Here is a 17,824-nt window from a genome sequence, read left to right as displayed (position 1 = left end):
ATCAACAAGAACGAATGGCCCGCGCGATGATTTAGCGCGCCAGCGGCAATCACGGCCCGACGGTTCAAAGGCCAGACAGACAAATGCCGAAGCCGGTACAGGCCCGGATTCGGCATTTGAGTTGAAGAGTTGCGAACAGGTCAGCGCACGTCCTGCGAATGCCCCTCGGCCATGGCCACGATGACTTTGCGCGGCCCTTCGAACGGTGAGCGCGCGTGAGCCGAGAGCATGTTGTCGAGCATCAGCACATCGCCCTCCTGCCAGGGGAAACTGATCGCACAGTCGTCGAGCACCGCGCGAATCTGCGCCAGCACTTCGTCTTCGATCGGCGAGCCGTCGCCGTAGTAGACATTACGTGGCAGGTCTTCTTCGTCGACGATGTCGAGCAAGCTTTCGCGCACGTCCGCTGGCAGGTTGGAGATGTGAAACAGGTGCGCCTGATTGAACCAGACGTGGTCGCCGGTCACCGGATGCACCGCCACCGCCTGACAGGTCTGCCGCGTGCGCAGCTCACCGTCGTCCTTCCACTCGCAAACTATGCCGTGAGCCTTGCAGTAGGCCTCGACGACTTCGCGGTCTTCGGTGTTGAACACGTCTTCCCAGGCCACATCGAGGCCATTGCCGAAGTTGCGCACGTACATCAGGCCTTTGCTGACGAACCGCTCGCGGATCGCCACGGGGATGCGCCGGTAGACTTCGCGGCTGTCGGCAATCGGCGTCTCACCGCCGGACCTGGCAGCGATCATGCTGTAGAACCAGATCTTCATCGGCCAGTCGCGGGAATAGGCCTGTTCGTTGTGCAGCGGAATGCTCTGGTGCGCCGGGTATTCGGTGGAGGTGTACACGCCTTGGGTGACGTTGGTACGCGGCGTCGAGCCGAACTCGTAGTTGAGCAATGGATGGCCGAAACTTGCGGCAAACTGGCGAAACTGCTCGGCGCCGTCGAGGCGGAAGCCGCGAAACAGCACGCCACCGTCGCGCAGCAGGTGCTCGTCGACCAACGCCTTCAATTCATCGAATACCGCCAACAGATCGGTGTCGGCATCGCCCGCCTCGACCAGCAGCGGCAAGCGCCCGCGCTGCGGCAGCAGCGGCCGCACGGAAAATCCCAGAGCAACAGCCATGACTGGCCTCCTGAAAATGATAGATGAGTCGCGTCTCAGAACGCCGGTTGCGCGGCCTGCGCATGGCGCCGGTGATGCACTTCCAGATGCGTCTTGATCGTGCGAATGACCCGCGCTTCATGTTCATGAATGAAGAAATGCCCGCCGGTCATCATGTCCACCGAGAAGCTGCCCAGGGTCTCCTTGCTCCAGCCGATCAGTTGTTCGGTGGTGGCGCGGTCTTCCTTGCCACCGAGCACGTGCACCGGGCAATTGAGCAAGGGCCGCTCGGCAGGCGTGAAGCGCCCGCACATCATGAAATCGGCGCGCAGCACCGGCAGGGTCAGGCTCATCAATTCCTGATTGGCGAGGATTTCTTCGCTGGTGCCCTGAAAAGTGCGCAACTGTTCGATGAGTTCTGCATCACTGCGCGGTTCGGCAAAGCCGCGGTCGTAGTCGCTGCGCATGGTCGGTGCGGCGGTGCCGGAGGCGAACAGCGCCAGCGGCTCCGGCACACCCGACTCGCGAAAGGCATGGGCCAGTTCGCAGGCGAGCAACGCACCGAGGCTATGCCCGAACAACGCATACGGGCCTTGCAGCCCCGGCTTGTGCTCGCGCGCCAGTTGCCGCGCCAGTGCGCGCATGTCGGTTTGCAGCGGTTCATCGAACCGCGTGCCACGTCCCGGCAGTTCCACCGGTTGCAATTGCAGCCACGTCGGCAGTTGACGCCGCCAGCGGCTGTAAACCATGGCGCTGGCGCCCGAATAGGGCAGGCACAGCAATGTCAGCTTGGTCACCGCGCTTTCCTTGAAAAATGTGTCTGCAAGAAAGACGGATCACTGGCCGGACAAATTAGTCGCCCGGCCGCTAAATTCCGCCGCCAGCCGCTCGTTGCCTGTTCAGGAAAAAAACAACAATCGCGAGGGAATCACCGTGGACCTGCAGAGCATTCTGGGCAAGTTGTTCGCCAACGCCGGCGCGGTCGGCATCGAGGGGGTTTTCCAGTTCATCTTCAGTGCGCAACAGGCGTACTGGTACGACATCAAGACCAGCCAGCGCACGGAAGTCGGGCGCCACCCGCGTCCGGACGTGACCATCGAAGTCGCGCAAAAAGACTTTCTCGGGATCATGGCCGGCGTGGTCAACGTCGAGGAACTGTTCGCCAGCGGTCGCCTGAAGATCGGTGGCAACATGGGCCTGGCGACGATGTTGCCGCAAATTATCGACCACGCCCGCCAGGGTGGCGGCACGGTGGCAAAGGTCGACATGAATAAGCGCTACCCGACGCCGCCACGCTTCAGCGAAAAGCTCACTGCCGCGCTGCCTCGGCAGACCAGCGTCGAACGTCGCACACGCGCCGAGTTGAGCCGGCACGAATTCGAAACCCGGTATCTGCCCAACGGCATTCCGTTGGTGATCAGCAATGCCCTGCACGACTGGCCATTGTTCAGCCTGAGCCGCGAGGAGTCGCTGGTGCATTTCGCTGAACTGCAGGGCATCACCCGCCATGGCGATTATGTGAAGAAGACGTTTTCCACCGAGCGTGATTTCCGCTCGACCTCAATGGCCGAGTTCATCGCCTCGCTGGACAGCCCGGCAGTCAAAGGCGCGGACGGCGAGCCGCCGGCGTACATGGGCAACAACATCCTGCCAGCGCAGTTGTTGCAGCAGATCCAGTACCCGCCCTACTTCGACACGTCGCTGTTCATCCCGCCACGGATCTGGATCGGCCCCAAGGGCACGCTGACGCCGTTGCACCGCGATGACACCGACAACCTCTTCGCGCAGGTCTGGGGGCAGAAGAAATTCACCCTTGCCGCGCCGCATCACCGCGAAGCGCTGGGCACCTGGTCGACCGCGCCCAAGGGTGGTCTGGATGGCTGCGATTTCAACCCCGATGCGCCGGACTATGAGCGCTTCCCGGCAGCGCGGGAGGTGACGTTTTTGCGGGTAACGCTGGAGGCTGGGGATCTGCTGTTCCTGCCCGAGGGCTGGTTCCATCAGGTGGAGTCGGTGTCGACGTCGCTGTCAGTCAACTTCTGGATCAACTCAGGACGCGGCTGGTAACACCGCAAAATAACTGTGGGAGCGAGCCAGCTCGCGAAGGCGTTGTATCAGGTATGAAGATATTTACTGACACACCGCCTTCGCGAGCAGGCTCGCTCCCACAGTGGAATTTCATTTCAAGTGACGGAAACTTTGAAACGCTGAAACCAGCACCACCGCCCCCGCCGCAATCGCCAGCCAGAAGCCGCTGCGCGCGCCAAACGCATCCACCAGCGTGCCGGAACCGGCGGCGCCGATCGCCACGCCGATGCTCAGCCCGGTCACCAGCCAGGTCAGGCCTTCAGTCAGTTTGGCCGGTGGCACGATGCGTTCGATCAACGCCATCGCGACGATCAGCGTCGGTGAGAAGAACAGCCCGGCGATAAATACCGCGATCGACAAGCCGAGAATATTGCTCGCCAATAACAGCGGCAGCGTGGTCACTGCCGTCGCCACACCGCCGTAGAGAAACAGGCGCGGCAGCGGCAGTTTCGAACGCATCGCACCGAAGGCGATGCCGGCCAGGCATGAGCCGATCGCGTACACCGACAAAACAATACTCGCCGCTGCCGGCTGCCCCTGATGTTGAGCGAAGGCGACGCTGACCACATCGATGACCCCGACGATCACGCCCATCGCCAGCATCAACGCCAGCAGCCATTGCACGTCAGTCGAGCGAATGATCGAGCCCTGATGCTGCGACTCCTGCGCGTGCACGGGCGGCTCGGTGCTGCGCTGGGCGACAAACGCCGTCACGCCAATGGCCAAGGCCAACAGCGCCGCCAGCGGCCCGGCCTCGGGAAACACCGCGACCGACAAGCCCACCGACAGCGGCGGCCCGACGATAAAACACACTTCGTCGAGCACCGACTCCAGGGCATACGCCGTCTGCAATTGCGGCTGGCCACGGTAGATTTCAGTCCAGCGCGCCCGCACCATCGCCGACATGCTCGGCATGCACCCGGCCAGCGCGGCAAAGACGAACAAAGTCCAGTCCGGCGCCTGCAAACGCGTGCACAGCAGCAAACTCAATAACCCGCCGCCACCGGTCAGCGCTGCGATCGGCAGCACCCGCCCCTGACCATAACGGTCCACCAACCGCGATACCTGCGGCGCGCAAAACGCCGTGGCCAAGGCAAACGTCGCCGCCACCGCCCCCGCCAGCGCATAACCGCCGTTCAACTGCGCAAGCATGGTGATGAGGCCGATGCCGGTCATGGAAATGGGCATGCGCGCCAGCATCCCGGCCAGCACAAACGCACGGGCGCCGGGGGCGGTGAACAATTCGCGGTAGGGATTTGCCATCGATTGCAGCCTCATCAGGGGCGGCCAAGTTGCCATAGCCTTGAATGCCGTGGAAGCGCGCAATTGTTAGCGGTCTGTGAAGGCCCCTTCGCTCGCACATTCGAAATGCCGTCCCCCGGTGGGAGCGAGCCTGCTCGCGAAGGGGCCGGCGCAATCACCGCATCCAGCAAATGAACTCTCAGCGTCTGCCATCAGTCAGCTACTTAAGTCTCTGGAACCAAGGCGCGAATCGTCATGCAGATTTCCCTCGCTCATCAGGTGGCGCTGGTCACGGGTGCCAGCTCCGGCATCGGCCATGCCGCCGCCAAAGCACTCGCTGCGGCCGGTGCTGCGGTCGTGATCAACTACAACAGCAGCGCTGAACCTGCGGAAGAACTGGCCGCGCAAATCAACGCCAAGGGCGGCAAGGCCCTCGCTATCGGCGCCGATGTTTCGAAAGAGGACGAGGTCGAGCGGCTGTTCGCCGAGACCGTCGAAGCCTTCGGCTCGCTGGACATTCTGGTGGCCAACTCCGGTCTGCAAAAAGACGCTGCCGCCGTGGACATGACCCTCGACGACTGGAACACGGTGATCGGCGTCAACCTCACCGGGCAGTTCCTCTGCGCGCGGGAGGCGTTGCGGATTTTTCAGCGTCAGGGCGTGCGCGAGGGCGTGTCGCGCGCGGCGGGCAAGATCATTCACATGAGTTCGGTGCACCAGCGCATTCCATGGGCCGGGCATGTCAATTACGCGGCGTCCAAGGGCGGCGTCGATCAGTTGATGCAGAGCCTCGCTCAGGAAGTCAGCCACCAGCGCATCCGTATCAACAGCATCGCGCCCGGTGCGATCAGCACGGCCATCAACACAGAAGCCACTGAAGGCGCGGCCGGCGAAAAACTTCTTGAGCTGATTCCCTACGGACGCATTGGCGATGTCGAGGACGTTGCCAACGCAGTGGTTTTCCTCGCTTCCGATCTGTCCGATTACATCGTCGGCACCACCCTGTTCATCGATGGCGGGATGAGCCTCTATCCGGAGTTTCGCGGCAATGGCTGAGCCTGAAATGGAACAACAAAGTCCCATCGGTGCCCACGGCATCATCGGCGACATGCGCAGCGCCGCACTGGTCAACGACAAGGGCAGCGTGGATTTTTTCTGCTGGCCGGAGTTCGATAGCCCGACGATCTTCTGCTCGCTGCTCGATACCCCTGAAGCAGGGATTTTCCAGCTCGCGCCGGACTTGCCGGATGCGCGCCGGGAACAGATTTATCTGCCCGACACCAATGTCTTGCAGACCCGTTGGCTGAGCGAACACGCAGTGGTGGAAATCACCGATCTGTTGCCCATCGGGGACGATGTCGACGCCCTGCCGCTGCTGATGCGCCGGGTGCGCGTGGTCAGCGGTTCGGCAACGTTCAACCTGCGTTGCGCGGTGCGCCACGACTATGGTCGCGCCGACACCCGGGCAGAGATGGACGCAAAGGACGTAACGTTCCACGCCGCTGGCCAGCCGTCGATACGCCTGGCTTCAGATCAGGCACTGCAAATCGATGCACAAGCGGCCGTCGCGCAGTTCACCCTCAAGCACAATGAAACCGCCGCGTTCATGCTCGGCGGCAGCGACGATCCGCGTTTTGCCAAAGGCGCCGGCGAGTTGTGCATGGAGCGCACCCTCAAATACTGGCGCGGCTGGATCGGCCAATCCAACTATCGCGGGCGCTGGCGGGAAATCGTCAATCGCTCCGCCCTCGCCCTGAAACTGCTGACCTCGCGTCGCCACGGTGCGATCCTCGCCGCCGCCACCTTCGGCCTGCCGGAAACCCCCGGCGGCGAGCGCAATTGGGATTACCGCTACACGTGGATCCGAGATGCCTCGTTCACCGTTTACGCGTTCATGCGCCTGGGCTTTGTCGATGAAGCCAACCACTACATGCAATGGCTGCGCGGACGGGTGAGCGATTGCTGTGGCAAACCGATGAAACTCAACATCCTCTATGCCATCGATGGCCAGCAGGAATTGCCGGAAACCGAGCTGACGCATCTGGCCGGCCACGGCGGCGCGCAACCGGTGCGCATCGGTAACGGCGCTTATGACCAAATCCAGCTGGATATCTTCGGCGAGCTGATGGACGCGGTGTATCTGGTCAACAAGTACGGTGATGCGATCTCCCACGAAGGCTGGCGGCATGTCGGCGAAGTGGTCGATCAGGTCTGCGAAAACTGGCAGAGCGAAGATGTCGGCATTTGGGAAATGCGCGGTGAGACCCATCATTTCCTGCACTCGCGGCTGATGTGCTGGGTGGCGCTGGACCGGGCGATCCGTCTGGCTTCCAAGCGTTCGCTACCGGCGCCGTTCGCCCGTTGGGATGACACCCGGCAAGCGATCTACACCGACATCTGGGAAAACTTCTGGGACGAAGAACGCGGGCATTTCGTTCAGTACAAGGGCGGCACCGCACTGGATGGCTCGATGCTGCTGATGCCGCTGGTGCGCTTCGTCAGCGCCAAGGATCCGCGCTGGCTGTCGACTCTGGAAGCAATCGAAAAAACCCTGGTGCGTGACGGCATGGTATATCGCTATCGCAACGAGGACGCCAACATCGATGGCCTCAGTGGCACTGAAGGCGCGTTCGCCGCGTGTTCGTTCTGGTACGTCGAATGCCTGGCCCGCGCCGGCCAGGTGGAAAAAGCCCACCTGGAGTTCGAGCAATTGTTGCGATATGCCAATCCGCTTGGGCTGTACGCCGAAGAGTTCGACAGCCATGGGCGGCACCTGGGCAACACGCCGCAAGCGCTGACGCATCTGGCGTTGATCAGTGCGGCGAGTTTTCTTGATCGCAAGCTGAGTGGCGAGAAGAGTTCCTGGCAGCCGTAGCGTTGAGCGCTTTTTCGCCAGCGCTTGTCAGACCGATCTCTGATCGACAGGTATGTTTCCACAACGGGCCTGCATGCCAGACAACTGGCTCAGGCCCATATTCATGGTGAAACCTGCGCAGCGGTGACCCGCATTCCGTTCGCAGATCCAGAGTGTCTGAATACGATTCAAACGGAGTGGTTCGTCATGATCGAGAGCGTTCTTACCCCAACCCTGACCATTGCCTACGAACAGCACGGTCAGAACAACGGCGCCCCGGTAATTCTGCTCCACGGCTTCCCCTATTCCCCGCGCACCTTCGACGAAGTCGCCCCGGCGCTGGCCGCGCGAGGCTACCGCGTCATCGTGCCGTACTTGCGCGGTTACGGGCCGACCCGGTTCAACAGTGCGCAAACCCTGCGCTCCGGCCAGCAAGCTGCGATGGCGCAGGACTTGCTCGATCTGATGGATGCGCTGGGCATCGAACAGGCCACGCTTTGCGGTTATGACTGGGGCGGTCGGGCAGCGTGTATTGTCGCGGCGTTGTTTCCGGCGCGAGTGCGCGGGCTGGTCAGCGGCGACGGCTACCTCGTGCAGGACATCGCCCATGCGAACCAGCCGTTGGACCCGGAAGACGAGCATCGGCTCTGGTATCAGTACTATTTCCACACGCCGCGTGGCGCCGAGGGCCTTAAGCAGAATCGCCGGGCGTTGTGTCAGTTGCTTTGGCGGCTGTGGTCGCCGACATGGGCGCGAAAGGACGAACGCTACCCGCTGACCGCTGGCGCTTTTGATAATCCTGACTTTGTCGACGTGGTGATTCATTCCTATCGGCATCGCTTCGGCTACGCCCCGGGCGATCCAGCCCTGGAGTGGATGGAAGAAGCGCTGGCCACACAGCCGGTGATCCGCGTACCGAGCATTTCGCTGTGCGGTGGCGATGATGGCGTCGGCCCGCCTTCGCTGATTGATGAAGATGCCGAGCATTTCAACGGCTTTTATGAGCGGCGCGTGCTCGCGGGTGTCGGCCACAACATTCCCGAAGAAGCGCCGCAGGAAACCCTCAAGGCAATACTGGATCTGCTGCAACGCTGACCGAAAACCGCTCCCGATAAGCCTGCGGCGTCACGCCAATCGCTCGCAGAAAACTGCGCCGCAGCGTCTCTTCGCTGCCAAACCCGCAATTGGCGGCGATGCGTTTCACCGGCAAACCGGTATCGCTGAGCAGTCGCCGCGCGGTTTCGACGCGGATCAATTCGATCGCCCGCGCCGGGGTCTGGCCGGTGTCGGCGCGGTAGTGGCGGATGAAGCTGCGTTCGCTCATGCCAGCCTGTTCGGCGAGGGTCGGGATGCCGAGGTCGCAGGTCAGGTTCTCGGCGATCCAGGCGTGCAGTTCATCGAAGCGGTTGCCCTGTTGTTGCAGCGACAGCGTCACGCTGAACTGCGACTGCCCGCCGGGGCGTTTAAGGAAGACGACCAAGTGCCGGGCGACGTCGAGGGCGATGTCGCGGCCGAGGTCTTCTTCAACCATGGCCAGCGCCAGATCGATGCCTGCCGTGACCCCGGCGGACGTCCACACCGGGCCGTCGTTGATGAAAATCGGATTGGCTTCCACGTGCAGATTGGGATGTTGCGCGGCCAGTTGCTCGCAGCGCGTCCAGTGGGTAACCACGCGGCGGCCATCGAGCCAGCCGCTGGCCGCGAGTAGAAAGGCCCCGGTGCATACCGAAGCCACGCGCCGGCAGTGAGTGCCGTGCTCGCGCACCCAGTCGACCAGTTGCGAGTCTTCGGCGGCGGGATAAATGCCCCAGCCGCCGGCGATGATCAAGGTGTCGCTGGGCGTTTTTGGCAAGGGTTCGGCGAGCACCGCCAACCCCGCCGATGACATCACCGCCCCTCCGCCGCTGGCGATCACGCTCGGCGCATAGGGCGTCGACAAGCCGCGCTGGTGGGCGAGATCGTTGGCCGAGGCGAACACCTGCAACGGCCCGGTGACATCAAGAATCTGCATATTGGCAAACGCGAGGACGTGAATGGCTTTAGGCATTTGGCGTAATTCGTGGGGTGATTGGCGTATGCGCCAGAACCTACCCGCCTACAGTGAAGTCGTCCACTTCTTTCAACGGAGCAAGAACGATGACGCTGCAGATCGGTTTTCTGTTATTCCCGCAGGTCCAGCAACTCGACCTCACCGGCCCTTACGACGTCCTCGCCTCGTTGCCCGGCGTGCAGGTCCACCTGATCTGGAAGGATCTGATGCCAGTGACATCCAGCACCGGGCTGCTGCTGAAACCGACTACGACTTTCGAGGATTGCCCGGATCTGGACGTAATCTGCGTGCCCGGCGGCAGTGGCGTCGGGCCGTTGATGGAAGATCAGCAGACGCTGGACTTCATTAAACATCAGGCCGCCCAGGCACGTTACGTGACCTCGGTGTGCACCGGCTCGCTGGTGCTTGGCGCGGCTGGCCTGCTACAGGGCAAGCGCGCGACTACGCACTGGGCCTATCACGAGTTGCTGCCGACGCTGGGCGCGGTTGCGGTGAAGGATCGGGTGGTACGCGACGGCAATCTGTTTACCGGTGGCGGAATTACCGCTGGCATCGATTTCGCCTTGGTGCTGGCGGCGGAACTGGTCGATGCCGATACGGCGCAACTGGTGCAGTTGCAACTGGAATATGCCCCGGCGCCGCCGTTCAATGCCGGCAGCCCGGACGTGGCGCCGATCGCGGTGGTCGATGAAGCGCGGTTGCGCGCGGTGCCGTCGTTGAAGCTGCGTACCGAGATTACCGAACGCGCAGCGGCCAAACTGGGCCTGCGCTGATATCCAGCCGAATGCAAAACCTGTGGGAGCGAGCCTGCTCGCGAAGGCGGAGTGTCAGGCGCCAGTGACGTCATCTGGAAGACCGCATTCGCGAGCAGGCTCGCTCCCACATTTGATTTGTGTCTGGCATGACTGCCACACCTTCACTTGTCCCACCTCCCTCGCCCGTGTAGAAAGCCCCTTCCAGAAATCTCGCACAAGGACTTTCGATGAAGGCGCTGCCCTGGCTCTATCTCGCGCTGCTCGGCCTCGGTTACGGACTGGCCCTGAGCTACGGCCAGCTCGGTTGGCTGGCATTGATCTCCGTGGGGCTTTTGCTGTTCGCCGCGTTCGCCGTGCGTCAGCAAGAGGTGCCGGTCGCGCGTTGGCTCGGCCATGGCCTGTTCATCGTTCTGGCCGTGGCACTGGCGATGCACTGGCTGCCGGGCTTCGCCAACGGCCGGGTGATCAATCCGCAACGTTTCACTGACAACGCGGTGCCGTTCGCGATGTACTTCAATCTCGACAAACCGCTGGTGGGCTTATGGTTGCTGCTGGTTTGTCCGTGGATCGTCGCGCGGCGATCGTTGCGCCTGACGGTCTATGCCACCGCCCTCGCCCTGACGCTGTGCGCGATTCTCGCCCTCGGCGGCGCGCTTTTACTTGGCGTGATCGCCTGGGCACCGAAATGGCCGGATCAGGCCTGGCTGTGGGTGCTGAACAATCTGCTGCTGGTGACGCTGGTCGAGGAAGCGCTGTTTCGCGGCTATATACAGGGCGGGCTGAGCCGTCGCCTCAAGCACCTGCCCTACGGCGACAACCTCGCGCTGCTGTTGGCCTCGCTGTTGTTTGGTCTGGTGCATGCCGGCGCTGGCTGGACCTGGGTGTTGCTGGCGGGACTGGCCGGGGTCGGCTATGGTCTGGCCTACCGTTTCGGCGGACTGGGCGCGGCGATCGCCACCCATTTCGGCCTGAACCTGTTGCACTTCGGCCTGTTCACCTATCCGATGCTGGCCAGTTGACGCAAGCGCGGTTTTGCGACGCCGTACTTAAATCTGAAAAAAAACTTCAATAAAAACCTGTCGGCGCCGACAACCATTCAAAGCCTTGCGGATTGAAAAACCATGCGTAACAACCAGCCCATTACACAACGCGAGCGGACCTTTCCAGCTCAGCAACGGTTGATTTCCACCACCGATGCCAAGGGCATGATCACCTACTGCAACGACGCGTTCGTTGAAATCAGCGGGTTTTCGCGAGAGGAACTGATCCGTGCGCCGCACAATCTGGTCCGTCACCCTGACGTGCCGTCGGCGGTGTTCTCGCACATGTGGGGCACACTGAAACAAGGCTTGCCATGGATGGGCATCGTCAAGAATCGCTGCAAATCCGGTGACCACTATTGGGTTAACGCCTATGTCACACCGGTGTTCGATGGCAGCCAGGTGATCGGTTACGAGTCCGTGCGCGTCAAGCCCACCGCCGAACAGATCCGCCGCGCCGAAGCGCTCTACCAACGCATCAACCAGGGCAAGTCGGCGATTCCTTCGACGGACAAATGGCTGCCGCTCCTGCAGGACTGGCTGCCGTTCATTCTGGTCAGCCAGCTGAGCTTCATGATTGGCGCGACGCTGAACTCGCAGTGGGGCTTCGCCCTCGCCGCCGGTTTGTCGGTGCCGCTGGGCCTGATGGGCCTGCAATGGCAGCAACGCGGGCTCAAGCGCCTGCTGCGCCTGGCCGAACAGACCACCTCCGACCCGCTGATCGCGCAGATGTACACCGACAGCCGTGGCGCCCAGGCGCGTCTGGAAATGTCGATCCTCAGCCAGGAAGCACGCCTGAAAACCTGTCTGACCCGCCTGCAGGACACCGCCGAGCACTTGACCGAACAGGCCAAGCAGTCCGACGCCCTGGCGCACAACAGCTCAACCGGCCTGGAACGCCAGCGCGTGGAAACCGAACAGGTCGCCACCGCCGTCAACCAGATGGCCGCCACCACCCAGGAAGTCGCCAGCCACGTACAGCGCACCGCTGACGCCACCCAGGAAGCCAACCGCCTGACCGGGCGTGGCCGCGACATTGCCGGGGAAACCCGCGAAGCGATTCAGCGCCTGTCGGTAGTCGTCGGCGAAACCGGCCTGACCGTGACGCAACTGGCCAAGGACAGCGACGAAATCGGCGGCGTGGTCGACGTGATCAAAGGCATCGCCGACCAGACCAACCTGCTCGCCCTCAACGCTGCAATTGAAGCAGCGCGTGCCGGTGAAATGGGCCGTGGTTTTGCGGTCGTGGCTGACGAAGTCCGCCAACTGGCGCAACGCACCAGCGAATCCACCGGGCAGATTCATGCCCTCATCGCCAAGTTGCAACAGACCGCCTCCAGCGCCGTGCAAACCATGGAAGCCGGGCATCGCCAGGCTGAAGAAGGCGTGGCCCGGGTCCTGGAAGCGGATCAGGCACTGGTCGGCATCAGCGAAGCGGTGGCCAACATCACCGACATGACCACCCAGATCGCCGCCGCGACCGAAGAGCAAAGTGCCGTGGCTGAAGAGATCAGCCGTAACATCAGCAATATCTCGGAACTGGCGGATCAGACCTCGGAACAAGCGCACAACTCGGCGTTGCTCAGTGAAGAACTGACGAAGACGGCCAACACGCAGTATTCGTTGGTGGCGCGGTTTAACCGCTGATTGGATGGCTGGAATGAAAAAACCCGGATGGCGTGAGCTTTCCGGGTTTTTTGTTGTGTCAATGAACTACTCAATAGGACTTGAGTAGTTCAGTCGTGCATTGCGCCGCCTGCAAAACCGAGACATCTAATATTGAACTTCATCAGAAAGTTTTGCGCTGCACATTCGGAAATCCTGGCGAAAATCCACAGAACACAGCGTATGTCTACTGTCAGGTCTTACAGTAGACATTCAAGCTTCAGGGGCATATCTATAAATCGTTGAACAGATGGTTTTCATTGTTATCACGATATGACCAAGGAGCTAAAAAATGAGTAAACATAGCATCCTCATCCCAAAACCAGGTGCCATTGCAAAACAGTCTAATGTCTTCACTTGGCAATTCGGCACCAACCCTGAAACCACGGCCACTATAATTTCTTTTGAGCTACGTCATTTTATTCCGACGGGCGAAAAGAGCTGGTCAATCTCAGGGTCCACAGGAACGCTGGAGGAGAAGAACATCTTTCTCTACTCTTTCTCGATCCCCTATACCAGTGACGCCCCGTTCCATAAAACCTATACGCTAGAAGACGGGCTGACATTCCAGCACGGCCACTCGTCACCTGGACCCTCTGGGTTTTATGGATTTACTTATGTTGATGCTGATGAAGCCACGGTCACTATCGACATCCATCCCACCAAGGGGATTGCTAAAGGTACATTTGAAGCAAAGTTCAAAAGCCATGGATACCGAACGCAGCCTATAGGTACTTTCAACTTGTTTAGGGATGATTTGTGATTTTTCGCGACAACGTTTCGATCAGATTGCATCCCCGCCCTTTCAGCCGTATGGCGCTTCGCGAACAGGCTCACTCCCACACTGGATCTGCGCTGATCACAGATTAGGTGCCAGACACCAATCCCCTGTGGGAGCGAGCCTGCTCGCGAAGAGGCCATAACAGCCAGCGAAATTATTGAGGCAACTTCAGCTTATCCAGCAGTCGATTGACCAACAGTTCGTTGAGCATGATCACCTGTTGCAGCGCCAGCAGTGGTTTGCGTTCCGGGCCGCCTATCGAGTTGGCGATGTTACCGGCCATGGCATGCGCGTATGAAAGCGACTCGCAGGCCTCGACCAACAGGGTTTCGTCATCCAGCGTGGGGTCCACGACATAGATCGGGCGATATTTTGGAGAGCTTGGTGGAGCGGCCAGATCTTCGGGTTTGAGGTAGTAATCGAGGGCGCGGTCGGTGGCTTCCTGGATTTTTTGCGGATCGAGAGCGCGGTCGTGGGGGGGTGGCGGGTTGGGGGTGACTTTGAACATGGGCGTACTCCGGTTTCGAATATTGGGAGCCAACACCCTCGCTACCAAACGAAAGGTGGTGGTCATACGCAGGTTGGTAGACCGGTCGAAACAGGAAACCCGGCGCTCACAAAGGAGCCCCACGCATGCCCACCATAAAAGTCGAGCCCCGAAACGGGACTGCATACGGTGACGCTATACAACGGTTTCGACGCGGGCTACCAAACCCCATCACTGTTTTTCAGTGACAGACAAACGATATAGCCCGCCGCCTAGACGCGTAAGCCGGCGGATTCTGGCGTAGGCGTAGGCAATGGCGCAAGGAGTTGTAGCCGGGATGGCGTAACGGGTCGTGTAGTTTAAACATTGGTATTTGATGATGTTTAAGTTCAGAGATTGCCTCTGACAGGCAGGTGGTTTGATGTCGTCTGGAAGGGAGCTTTCGCGAGCAGGCTCGCTCCCACATTTGGATCGGGTACATCAGTGAGGGATTGGTCGGCTTGGAGGCCGCCATCGCTGGCAAGCCAGCTCCCACAGGGATTTGGTCCAAACGGTAGAGATTGGTCGACTGGGAGACCGCCATCGCGAGCTGGCTCACTTCTCCAAGGAGCGCGGTGTACATCAGGAAGAATCAGGTCGGCTGTCAGGCCGCCTTCGCGAGCAGGCTCGCTCCCACATTTGGATCGGGTATATCAGTGGGGGATTGGTCGGCTTGGAGGCTGCCATCGCTGGCAAGCCAGCTCCCACAGGGATTTGGTCCAAACGGTAGAGATTGGTCGACTGGGAGACCGCCATCGCGAGCAGGCTCACTTCTACAAGGAGCGCGGTGTACATCAGGAAGAATCAGGTCGGCTGTCAGGCCGCCTTCGCGAGCAGGCTCGCTCCCACATTTAGATCGGGTACATCAGTGGGGGATTGGTCGGCTTGGAGGCCGCCATCGCTGGCAAGCCAGCTCCCACAGAGATTTGGTCCAAACGGTAGAGATTGGTCGACTGGGAGACCGCCATCGCGAGCTGGCTCACTTCTACAAGGAGCGCGGTGTACATCAGGAAGAATCAGGTCGGCTGTCAGGCCGCCTTCGCGAGCAAGCTCGCTCCCACAGAAAAGCAAGGCAGCGCAGCTGCCCGCGGCGAAGCCGCACCACTCAACGATGAGCGCAAGCTCGAGTGCTCTTGATCTTGATCCACCGGCGACGTCGGAAGGCTGAGTGGAGGGATTGATCCGGGGGTGGGAGCGCAGCGACCGTCTGGCGCAGCCAGACACAGCGGAAGGAGGTGCAGCGAAGCAAACCGGAGCCGCTGCGCCCGGATCGATCCCGGAGCGAAGGGACCCGAGCTTGCGAGGGCCGAACGCAGGAGCTAGCGTTTTTTGCTTACTTTTTTTGGCGCTTGTAAAAAAGTAAGTCGCCGTCAGGCGAAACCGCCAGCCGCAGCTCCCGAAGCAACGGATATGCCCCCAAAAGCAAGATCAACAACTACCCCCTCACCCCAAAGATGGCGAAGGGAAAGGGAGCAGGTCTTCATGCAACGCAAAATCCCGGCCCGGCTCAAAATCAGTCACCGAGAAATTCAGCCACCTTCTGCGCAGCACCCGCCAAATGATCGGAATGCGCAAAGCCAGAAGCCTTGAGCGGCTTCAAATCATGATCCCCCGCCACCAACCAAAACACCTCAATCCCCGGCGCTAACGAATAGCCCTCAACCGCCTCGCGATTCCCCAGAGCGTCCCGCTCTCCCTGCACAATCAACGCCCGCGTGCGCAACGAAGCCAAATGCTCAACCCGAGGTTTCTCCGGCTTCCCCACCGCATAAAACGGATACCCCAGACATACCAACGCATCCACCCCCAACTCATCCGCCACCAGACTCGCCATCCGCCCGCCCATCGACTTGCCGCCAATCGCCAACGGCCCAGCGACATGACGCCGCACAACCGCAAACACCTCCCGCCAACATTCCTGCAACTTGCCAGCAGGATTCGGCGGCCGCTTAACCCCATCCACCCGCCGCTGCGCCATATAGGGAAACTCAAAGCGCAACACGTTGACCCCAAGCCTGGCAAGGCGCCCAGCCATGTCGTTCATCCAGTCGCTATCCATCGGCGCCCCCGCCCCGTGCGCCAGAATCAGCGTTGCCGAAGCCTCACCAACAGCGGCATCCCAAAGCCACCCATGATCGAGCACACACTGCGCCCATTGATCCCCGTCAATACTGGCCTTGTGCTGTTTGTCCATGCTTGCCTCGCTTTTAGTCTGCCTATAACTCCAGGCGAAGGATTCGCGTCGTTTGCGCGCGCTCACTTCGGCTGAACCGTGGATGGGGAACCATGAACACTTCTATCAGTACCGCCTACAACTACAAGGTGGTCCGCCAATTCGCCATTATGACGGTGGTGTGGGGCATCGTCGGCATGGGCCTCGGGGTTTTTCTCGCGGCGCAATTGGTCTGGCCGGAACTCAACTTCAATTTGCCCTGGACCAGTTTCGGCCGTCTGCGCCCGCTGCACACCAACGCGGTGATCTTCGCCTTCGGTGGCTGCGCGCTGTTCGCCAGCTCTTTTTATTCGGTGCAACGCACCTGCCAGACGCAATTGTTCGCGCCGCAAATCGCCGCGTTCTGCTTCTGGGGCTGGCAACTGGTGATCCTGTTGGCGGCGATCAGCCTGCCGTTGGGTTACACCAGTTCCAAGGAATATGCCGAGCTGGAATGGCCGATCGACATCCTGATCACCATCGTCTGGGTCGCCTATGCGATCGTGTTCTTCGGCACGATCATGCAGCGCAAAACCAAACACATTTATGTGGGCAACTGGTTCTTCGGCGCGTTCATCATCACCGTGGCGATTCTGCACATCGTCAACAACCTTGAGTTGCCGGTGAGTTTCACCAAGTCCTACTCGGTGTACGCCGGTGCAACCGACGCGATGGTGCAGTGGTGGTACGGCCACAACGCTGTGGGCTTTTTCCTCACCGCCGGTTTCCTCGGGATGATGTATTACTTCGTGCCGAAACAGGCCGAACGTCCGGTGTATTCGTATCGCCTGTCAATCGTGCACTTCTGGGCCTTGATCACCCTGTACATCTGGGCCGGCCCGCACCACTTGCACTACACCGCGCTGCCGGACTGGGCACAGTCACTGGGCATGGTGATGTCGCTGATCCTGCTGGCACCGAGCTGGGGCGGCATGATCAACGGCATGATGACCCTCTCGGGCGCCTGGCATAAGTTGCGCAGCGACCCGATTCTGCGTTTCCTCGTGGTCTCGCTGGCGTTCTACGGCATGTCGACCTTCGAAGGTCCGATGATGGCCATCAAGACTGTCAACGCCCTCTCCCACTACACCGACTGGACGATCGGCCACGTACACGCCGGCGCACTCGGCTGGGTGGCGATGATCTCGATCGGCGCGCTGTACCACATGATCCCGAAAATCTTCGGCAAAGCGCAGATGCACAGCGTCGGCCTGATCAATGCGCATTTCTGGCTGGCCACCATCGGCACCGTGCTCTACATCGCCTCGATGTGGGTCAACGGCATCGCCCAGGGCCTGATGTGGCGCGCAGTCAACGAGGACGGCACGCTGACGTATTCCTTCGTCGAAACCCTGGTGGCCAGCCATCCGGGCTTTGTCGTGCGGCTGATCGGCGGGGCGATTTTCCTCAGCGGCATGTTGCTGATGGCTTACAACACCTGGCGCACCGTGCGGGCCTCGCAGCCTGCCGACGTCGTCGCTGCCGCGCAGATGGCCTGAGGAGTCCGC

At 60.9% G+C, this 17,824-nt stretch carries 15 protein-coding genes; 9 read left to right on the top strand and 6 right to left on the bottom strand.

Annotated features, from left to right (window positions below; genetic code table 11):
• Positions 1-140 precede the first annotated feature (140 nt).
• Together J2Y39_RS04470 and J2Y39_RS04465 are read right to left on the bottom strand one after the other, a co-directional pair.
• Positions 141-1,124: a TauD/TfdA family dioxygenase gene (locus J2Y39_RS04470; protein WP_024012352.1), complete on the bottom strand. Its 984-nt coding sequence runs from the start codon at positions 1,122-1,124 to the stop codon at positions 141-143.
• Between the two features lie 35 nt (positions 1,125-1,159).
• Positions 1,160-1,900 (bottom strand): alpha/beta fold hydrolase, encoded by a 741-nt coding sequence (locus J2Y39_RS04465; RefSeq protein WP_310215353.1) that lies wholly within the window; start codon positions 1,898-1,900, stop codon positions 1,160-1,162.
• Positions 1,901-2,036: 136 nt separating this feature from the next.
• Here J2Y39_RS04465 and J2Y39_RS04460 point away from each other — a divergent pair, with 136 nt between their 5' ends.
• Positions 2,037-3,170 carry a cupin-like domain-containing protein gene (locus tag J2Y39_RS04460; protein ID WP_310215350.1) on the top strand — a complete coding sequence of 378 codons (1,134 nt, stop codon included), beginning with the start codon at positions 2,037-2,039 and terminating at the stop codon, positions 3,168-3,170.
• Positions 3,171-3,281: 111 nt separating this feature from the next.
• Here the strand turns inward: J2Y39_RS04460 and J2Y39_RS04455 are convergent, their stop codons facing one another.
• Entirely contained in the window at positions 3,282-4,454 is a 1,173-nt protein-coding gene (locus J2Y39_RS04455; RefSeq protein ID WP_310215348.1) for an MFS transporter, read from the bottom strand.
• Positions 4,455-4,688: 234 nt separating this feature from the next.
• Here J2Y39_RS04455 and J2Y39_RS04450 point away from each other — a divergent pair, with 234 nt between their 5' ends.
• From J2Y39_RS04450 to J2Y39_RS04440, 3 genes are all read left to right on the top strand, one after another.
• Positions 4,689-5,489, top strand: a complete 801-nt coding sequence (locus J2Y39_RS04450) for a glucose 1-dehydrogenase (protein ID WP_310215345.1) — start codon at positions 4,689-4,691, stop codon at positions 5,487-5,489.
• On the top strand, positions 5,482-7,308 hold the full coding sequence (locus tag J2Y39_RS04445) for a glycoside hydrolase family 15 protein (RefSeq protein ID WP_310215343.1): 1,827 nt from the start codon (positions 5,482-5,484) through the stop codon (positions 7,306-7,308). Before J2Y39_RS04450 ends, J2Y39_RS04445 begins: the two co-directional genes overlap by 8 nt.
• A 186-nt stretch (positions 7,309-7,494) precedes the next feature.
• Positions 7,495-8,382 (top strand): alpha/beta hydrolase, encoded by an 888-nt coding sequence (locus J2Y39_RS04440; protein WP_310215340.1) that lies wholly within the window; start codon positions 7,495-7,497, stop codon positions 8,380-8,382.
• Here the strand turns inward: J2Y39_RS04440 and J2Y39_RS04435 are convergent.
• Positions 8,351-9,334: a GlxA family transcriptional regulator gene (locus J2Y39_RS04435; protein ID WP_310215338.1), complete on the bottom strand. Its 984-nt coding sequence runs from the start codon at positions 9,332-9,334 to the stop codon at positions 8,351-8,353. The genes J2Y39_RS04440 and J2Y39_RS04435 overlap by 32 nt on opposite strands.
• Positions 9,335-9,423: 89 nt before the next feature.
• On the opposite strand from J2Y39_RS04435, the gene inhA reads away from it, so the two are divergent.
• The 4 genes from inhA to J2Y39_RS04415 all read left to right on the top strand — a co-directional run bounded on the left by inhA (position 9,424) and on the right by J2Y39_RS04415 (position 13,560).
• On the top strand, positions 9,424-10,110 hold the full coding sequence (gene inhA, locus J2Y39_RS04430) for an isonitrile hydratase (RefSeq protein ID WP_310215336.1): 687 nt from the start codon (positions 9,424-9,426) through the stop codon (positions 10,108-10,110).
• A gap of 209 nt (positions 10,111-10,319) precedes the next feature.
• On the top strand, positions 10,320-11,111 hold the full coding sequence (locus J2Y39_RS04425; protein ID WP_310215333.1) for a CPBP family intramembrane glutamic endopeptidase: 792 nt from the start codon (positions 10,320-10,322) through the stop codon (positions 11,109-11,111).
• Positions 11,112-11,213: 102 nt separating this feature from the next.
• Entirely contained in the window at positions 11,214-12,779 is a 1,566-nt protein-coding gene (locus J2Y39_RS04420; protein ID WP_305382569.1) for a PAS domain-containing methyl-accepting chemotaxis protein, read from the top strand.
• Between the two features lie 310 nt (positions 12,780-13,089).
• Positions 13,090-13,560: a hypothetical protein gene (locus J2Y39_RS04415; RefSeq protein WP_310215328.1), complete on the top strand. Its 471-nt coding sequence runs from the start codon at positions 13,090-13,092 to the stop codon at positions 13,558-13,560.
• Between the two features lie 172 nt (positions 13,561-13,732).
• Here the strand turns inward: J2Y39_RS04415 and J2Y39_RS04410 are convergent, their stop codons facing one another.
• Together J2Y39_RS04410 and J2Y39_RS04405 are read right to left on the bottom strand one after the other, a co-directional pair.
• Positions 13,733-14,086, bottom strand: a complete 354-nt coding sequence (locus tag J2Y39_RS04410; RefSeq protein ID WP_041479078.1) for a DUF6124 family protein — start codon at positions 14,084-14,086, stop codon at positions 13,733-13,735.
• 1,531 nt (positions 14,087-15,617) lie between these two features.
• Positions 15,618-16,298, bottom strand: a complete 681-nt coding sequence (locus tag J2Y39_RS04405) for an alpha/beta family hydrolase (protein ID WP_310215324.1) — start codon at positions 16,296-16,298, stop codon at positions 15,618-15,620.
• A gap of 92 nt (positions 16,299-16,390) precedes the next feature.
• Between J2Y39_RS04405 and ccoN the strand changes: the two genes are divergently transcribed.
• Positions 16,391-17,815, top strand: a complete 1,425-nt coding sequence (gene ccoN, locus J2Y39_RS04400) for a cytochrome-c oxidase, cbb3-type subunit I (protein WP_024012337.1) — start codon at positions 16,391-16,393, stop codon at positions 17,813-17,815.
• The last annotated feature ends 9 nt before the right edge of the window (positions 17,816-17,824 follow it).

This window comes from Pseudomonas sp. 2957, from assembly GCF_031456345.1.
GTDB classification, from domain to species: Bacteria; Pseudomonadota; Gammaproteobacteria; order Pseudomonadales; family Pseudomonadaceae; genus Aquipseudomonas; species Aquipseudomonas siliginis.
This window is presented reverse-complemented; position numbering and strand designations above follow the sequence as displayed.

What these genes read in the sequence shown, in the direction of transcription:
- J2Y39_RS04470 (WP_024012352.1), bottom strand. Translation starts at nt 1,124, where the DNA reads ATGGCTGTTGCTCTGGGATTTTCCGTGCGGCCGCTGCTGCCGCAGCGC.
- J2Y39_RS04455 (WP_310215348.1), bottom strand. Translation starts at nt 4,454, where the DNA reads ATGGCAAATCCCTACCGCGAATTGTTCACCGCCCCCGGCGCCCGTGCG.
- J2Y39_RS04450 (WP_310215345.1), top strand. Translation starts at nt 4,689, where the DNA reads ATGCAGATTTCCCTCGCTCATCAGGTGGCGCTGGTCACGGGTGCCAGC.
- J2Y39_RS04445 (WP_310215343.1), top strand. Translation starts at nt 5,482, where the DNA reads ATGGCTGAGCCTGAAATGGAACAACAAAGTCCCATCGGTGCCCACGGC.
- J2Y39_RS04440 (WP_310215340.1), top strand. Translation starts at nt 7,495, where the DNA reads ATGATCGAGAGCGTTCTTACCCCAACCCTGACCATTGCCTACGAACAG.
- J2Y39_RS04435 (WP_310215338.1), bottom strand. Translation starts at nt 9,334, where the DNA reads ATGCCTAAAGCCATTCACGTCCTCGCGTTTGCCAATATGCAGATTCTT.
- inhA (WP_310215336.1), top strand. Translation starts at nt 9,424, where the DNA reads ATGACGCTGCAGATCGGTTTTCTGTTATTCCCGCAGGTCCAGCAACTC.
- J2Y39_RS04425 (WP_310215333.1), top strand. Translation starts at nt 10,320, where the DNA reads ATGAAGGCGCTGCCCTGGCTCTATCTCGCGCTGCTCGGCCTCGGTTAC.
- J2Y39_RS04420 (WP_305382569.1), top strand. Translation starts at nt 11,214, where the DNA reads ATGCGTAACAACCAGCCCATTACACAACGCGAGCGGACCTTTCCAGCT.
- J2Y39_RS04415 (WP_310215328.1), top strand. Translation starts at nt 13,090, where the DNA reads ATGAGTAAACATAGCATCCTCATCCCAAAACCAGGTGCCATTGCAAAA.
- J2Y39_RS04410 (WP_041479078.1), bottom strand. Translation starts at nt 14,086, where the DNA reads ATGTTCAAAGTCACCCCCAACCCGCCACCCCCCCACGACCGCGCTCTC.
- J2Y39_RS04405 (WP_310215324.1), bottom strand. Translation starts at nt 16,298, where the DNA reads ATGGACAAACAGCACAAGGCCAGTATTGACGGGGATCAATGGGCGCAG.
- ccoN (WP_024012337.1), top strand. Translation starts at nt 16,391, where the DNA reads ATGAACACTTCTATCAGTACCGCCTACAACTACAAGGTGGTCCGCCAA.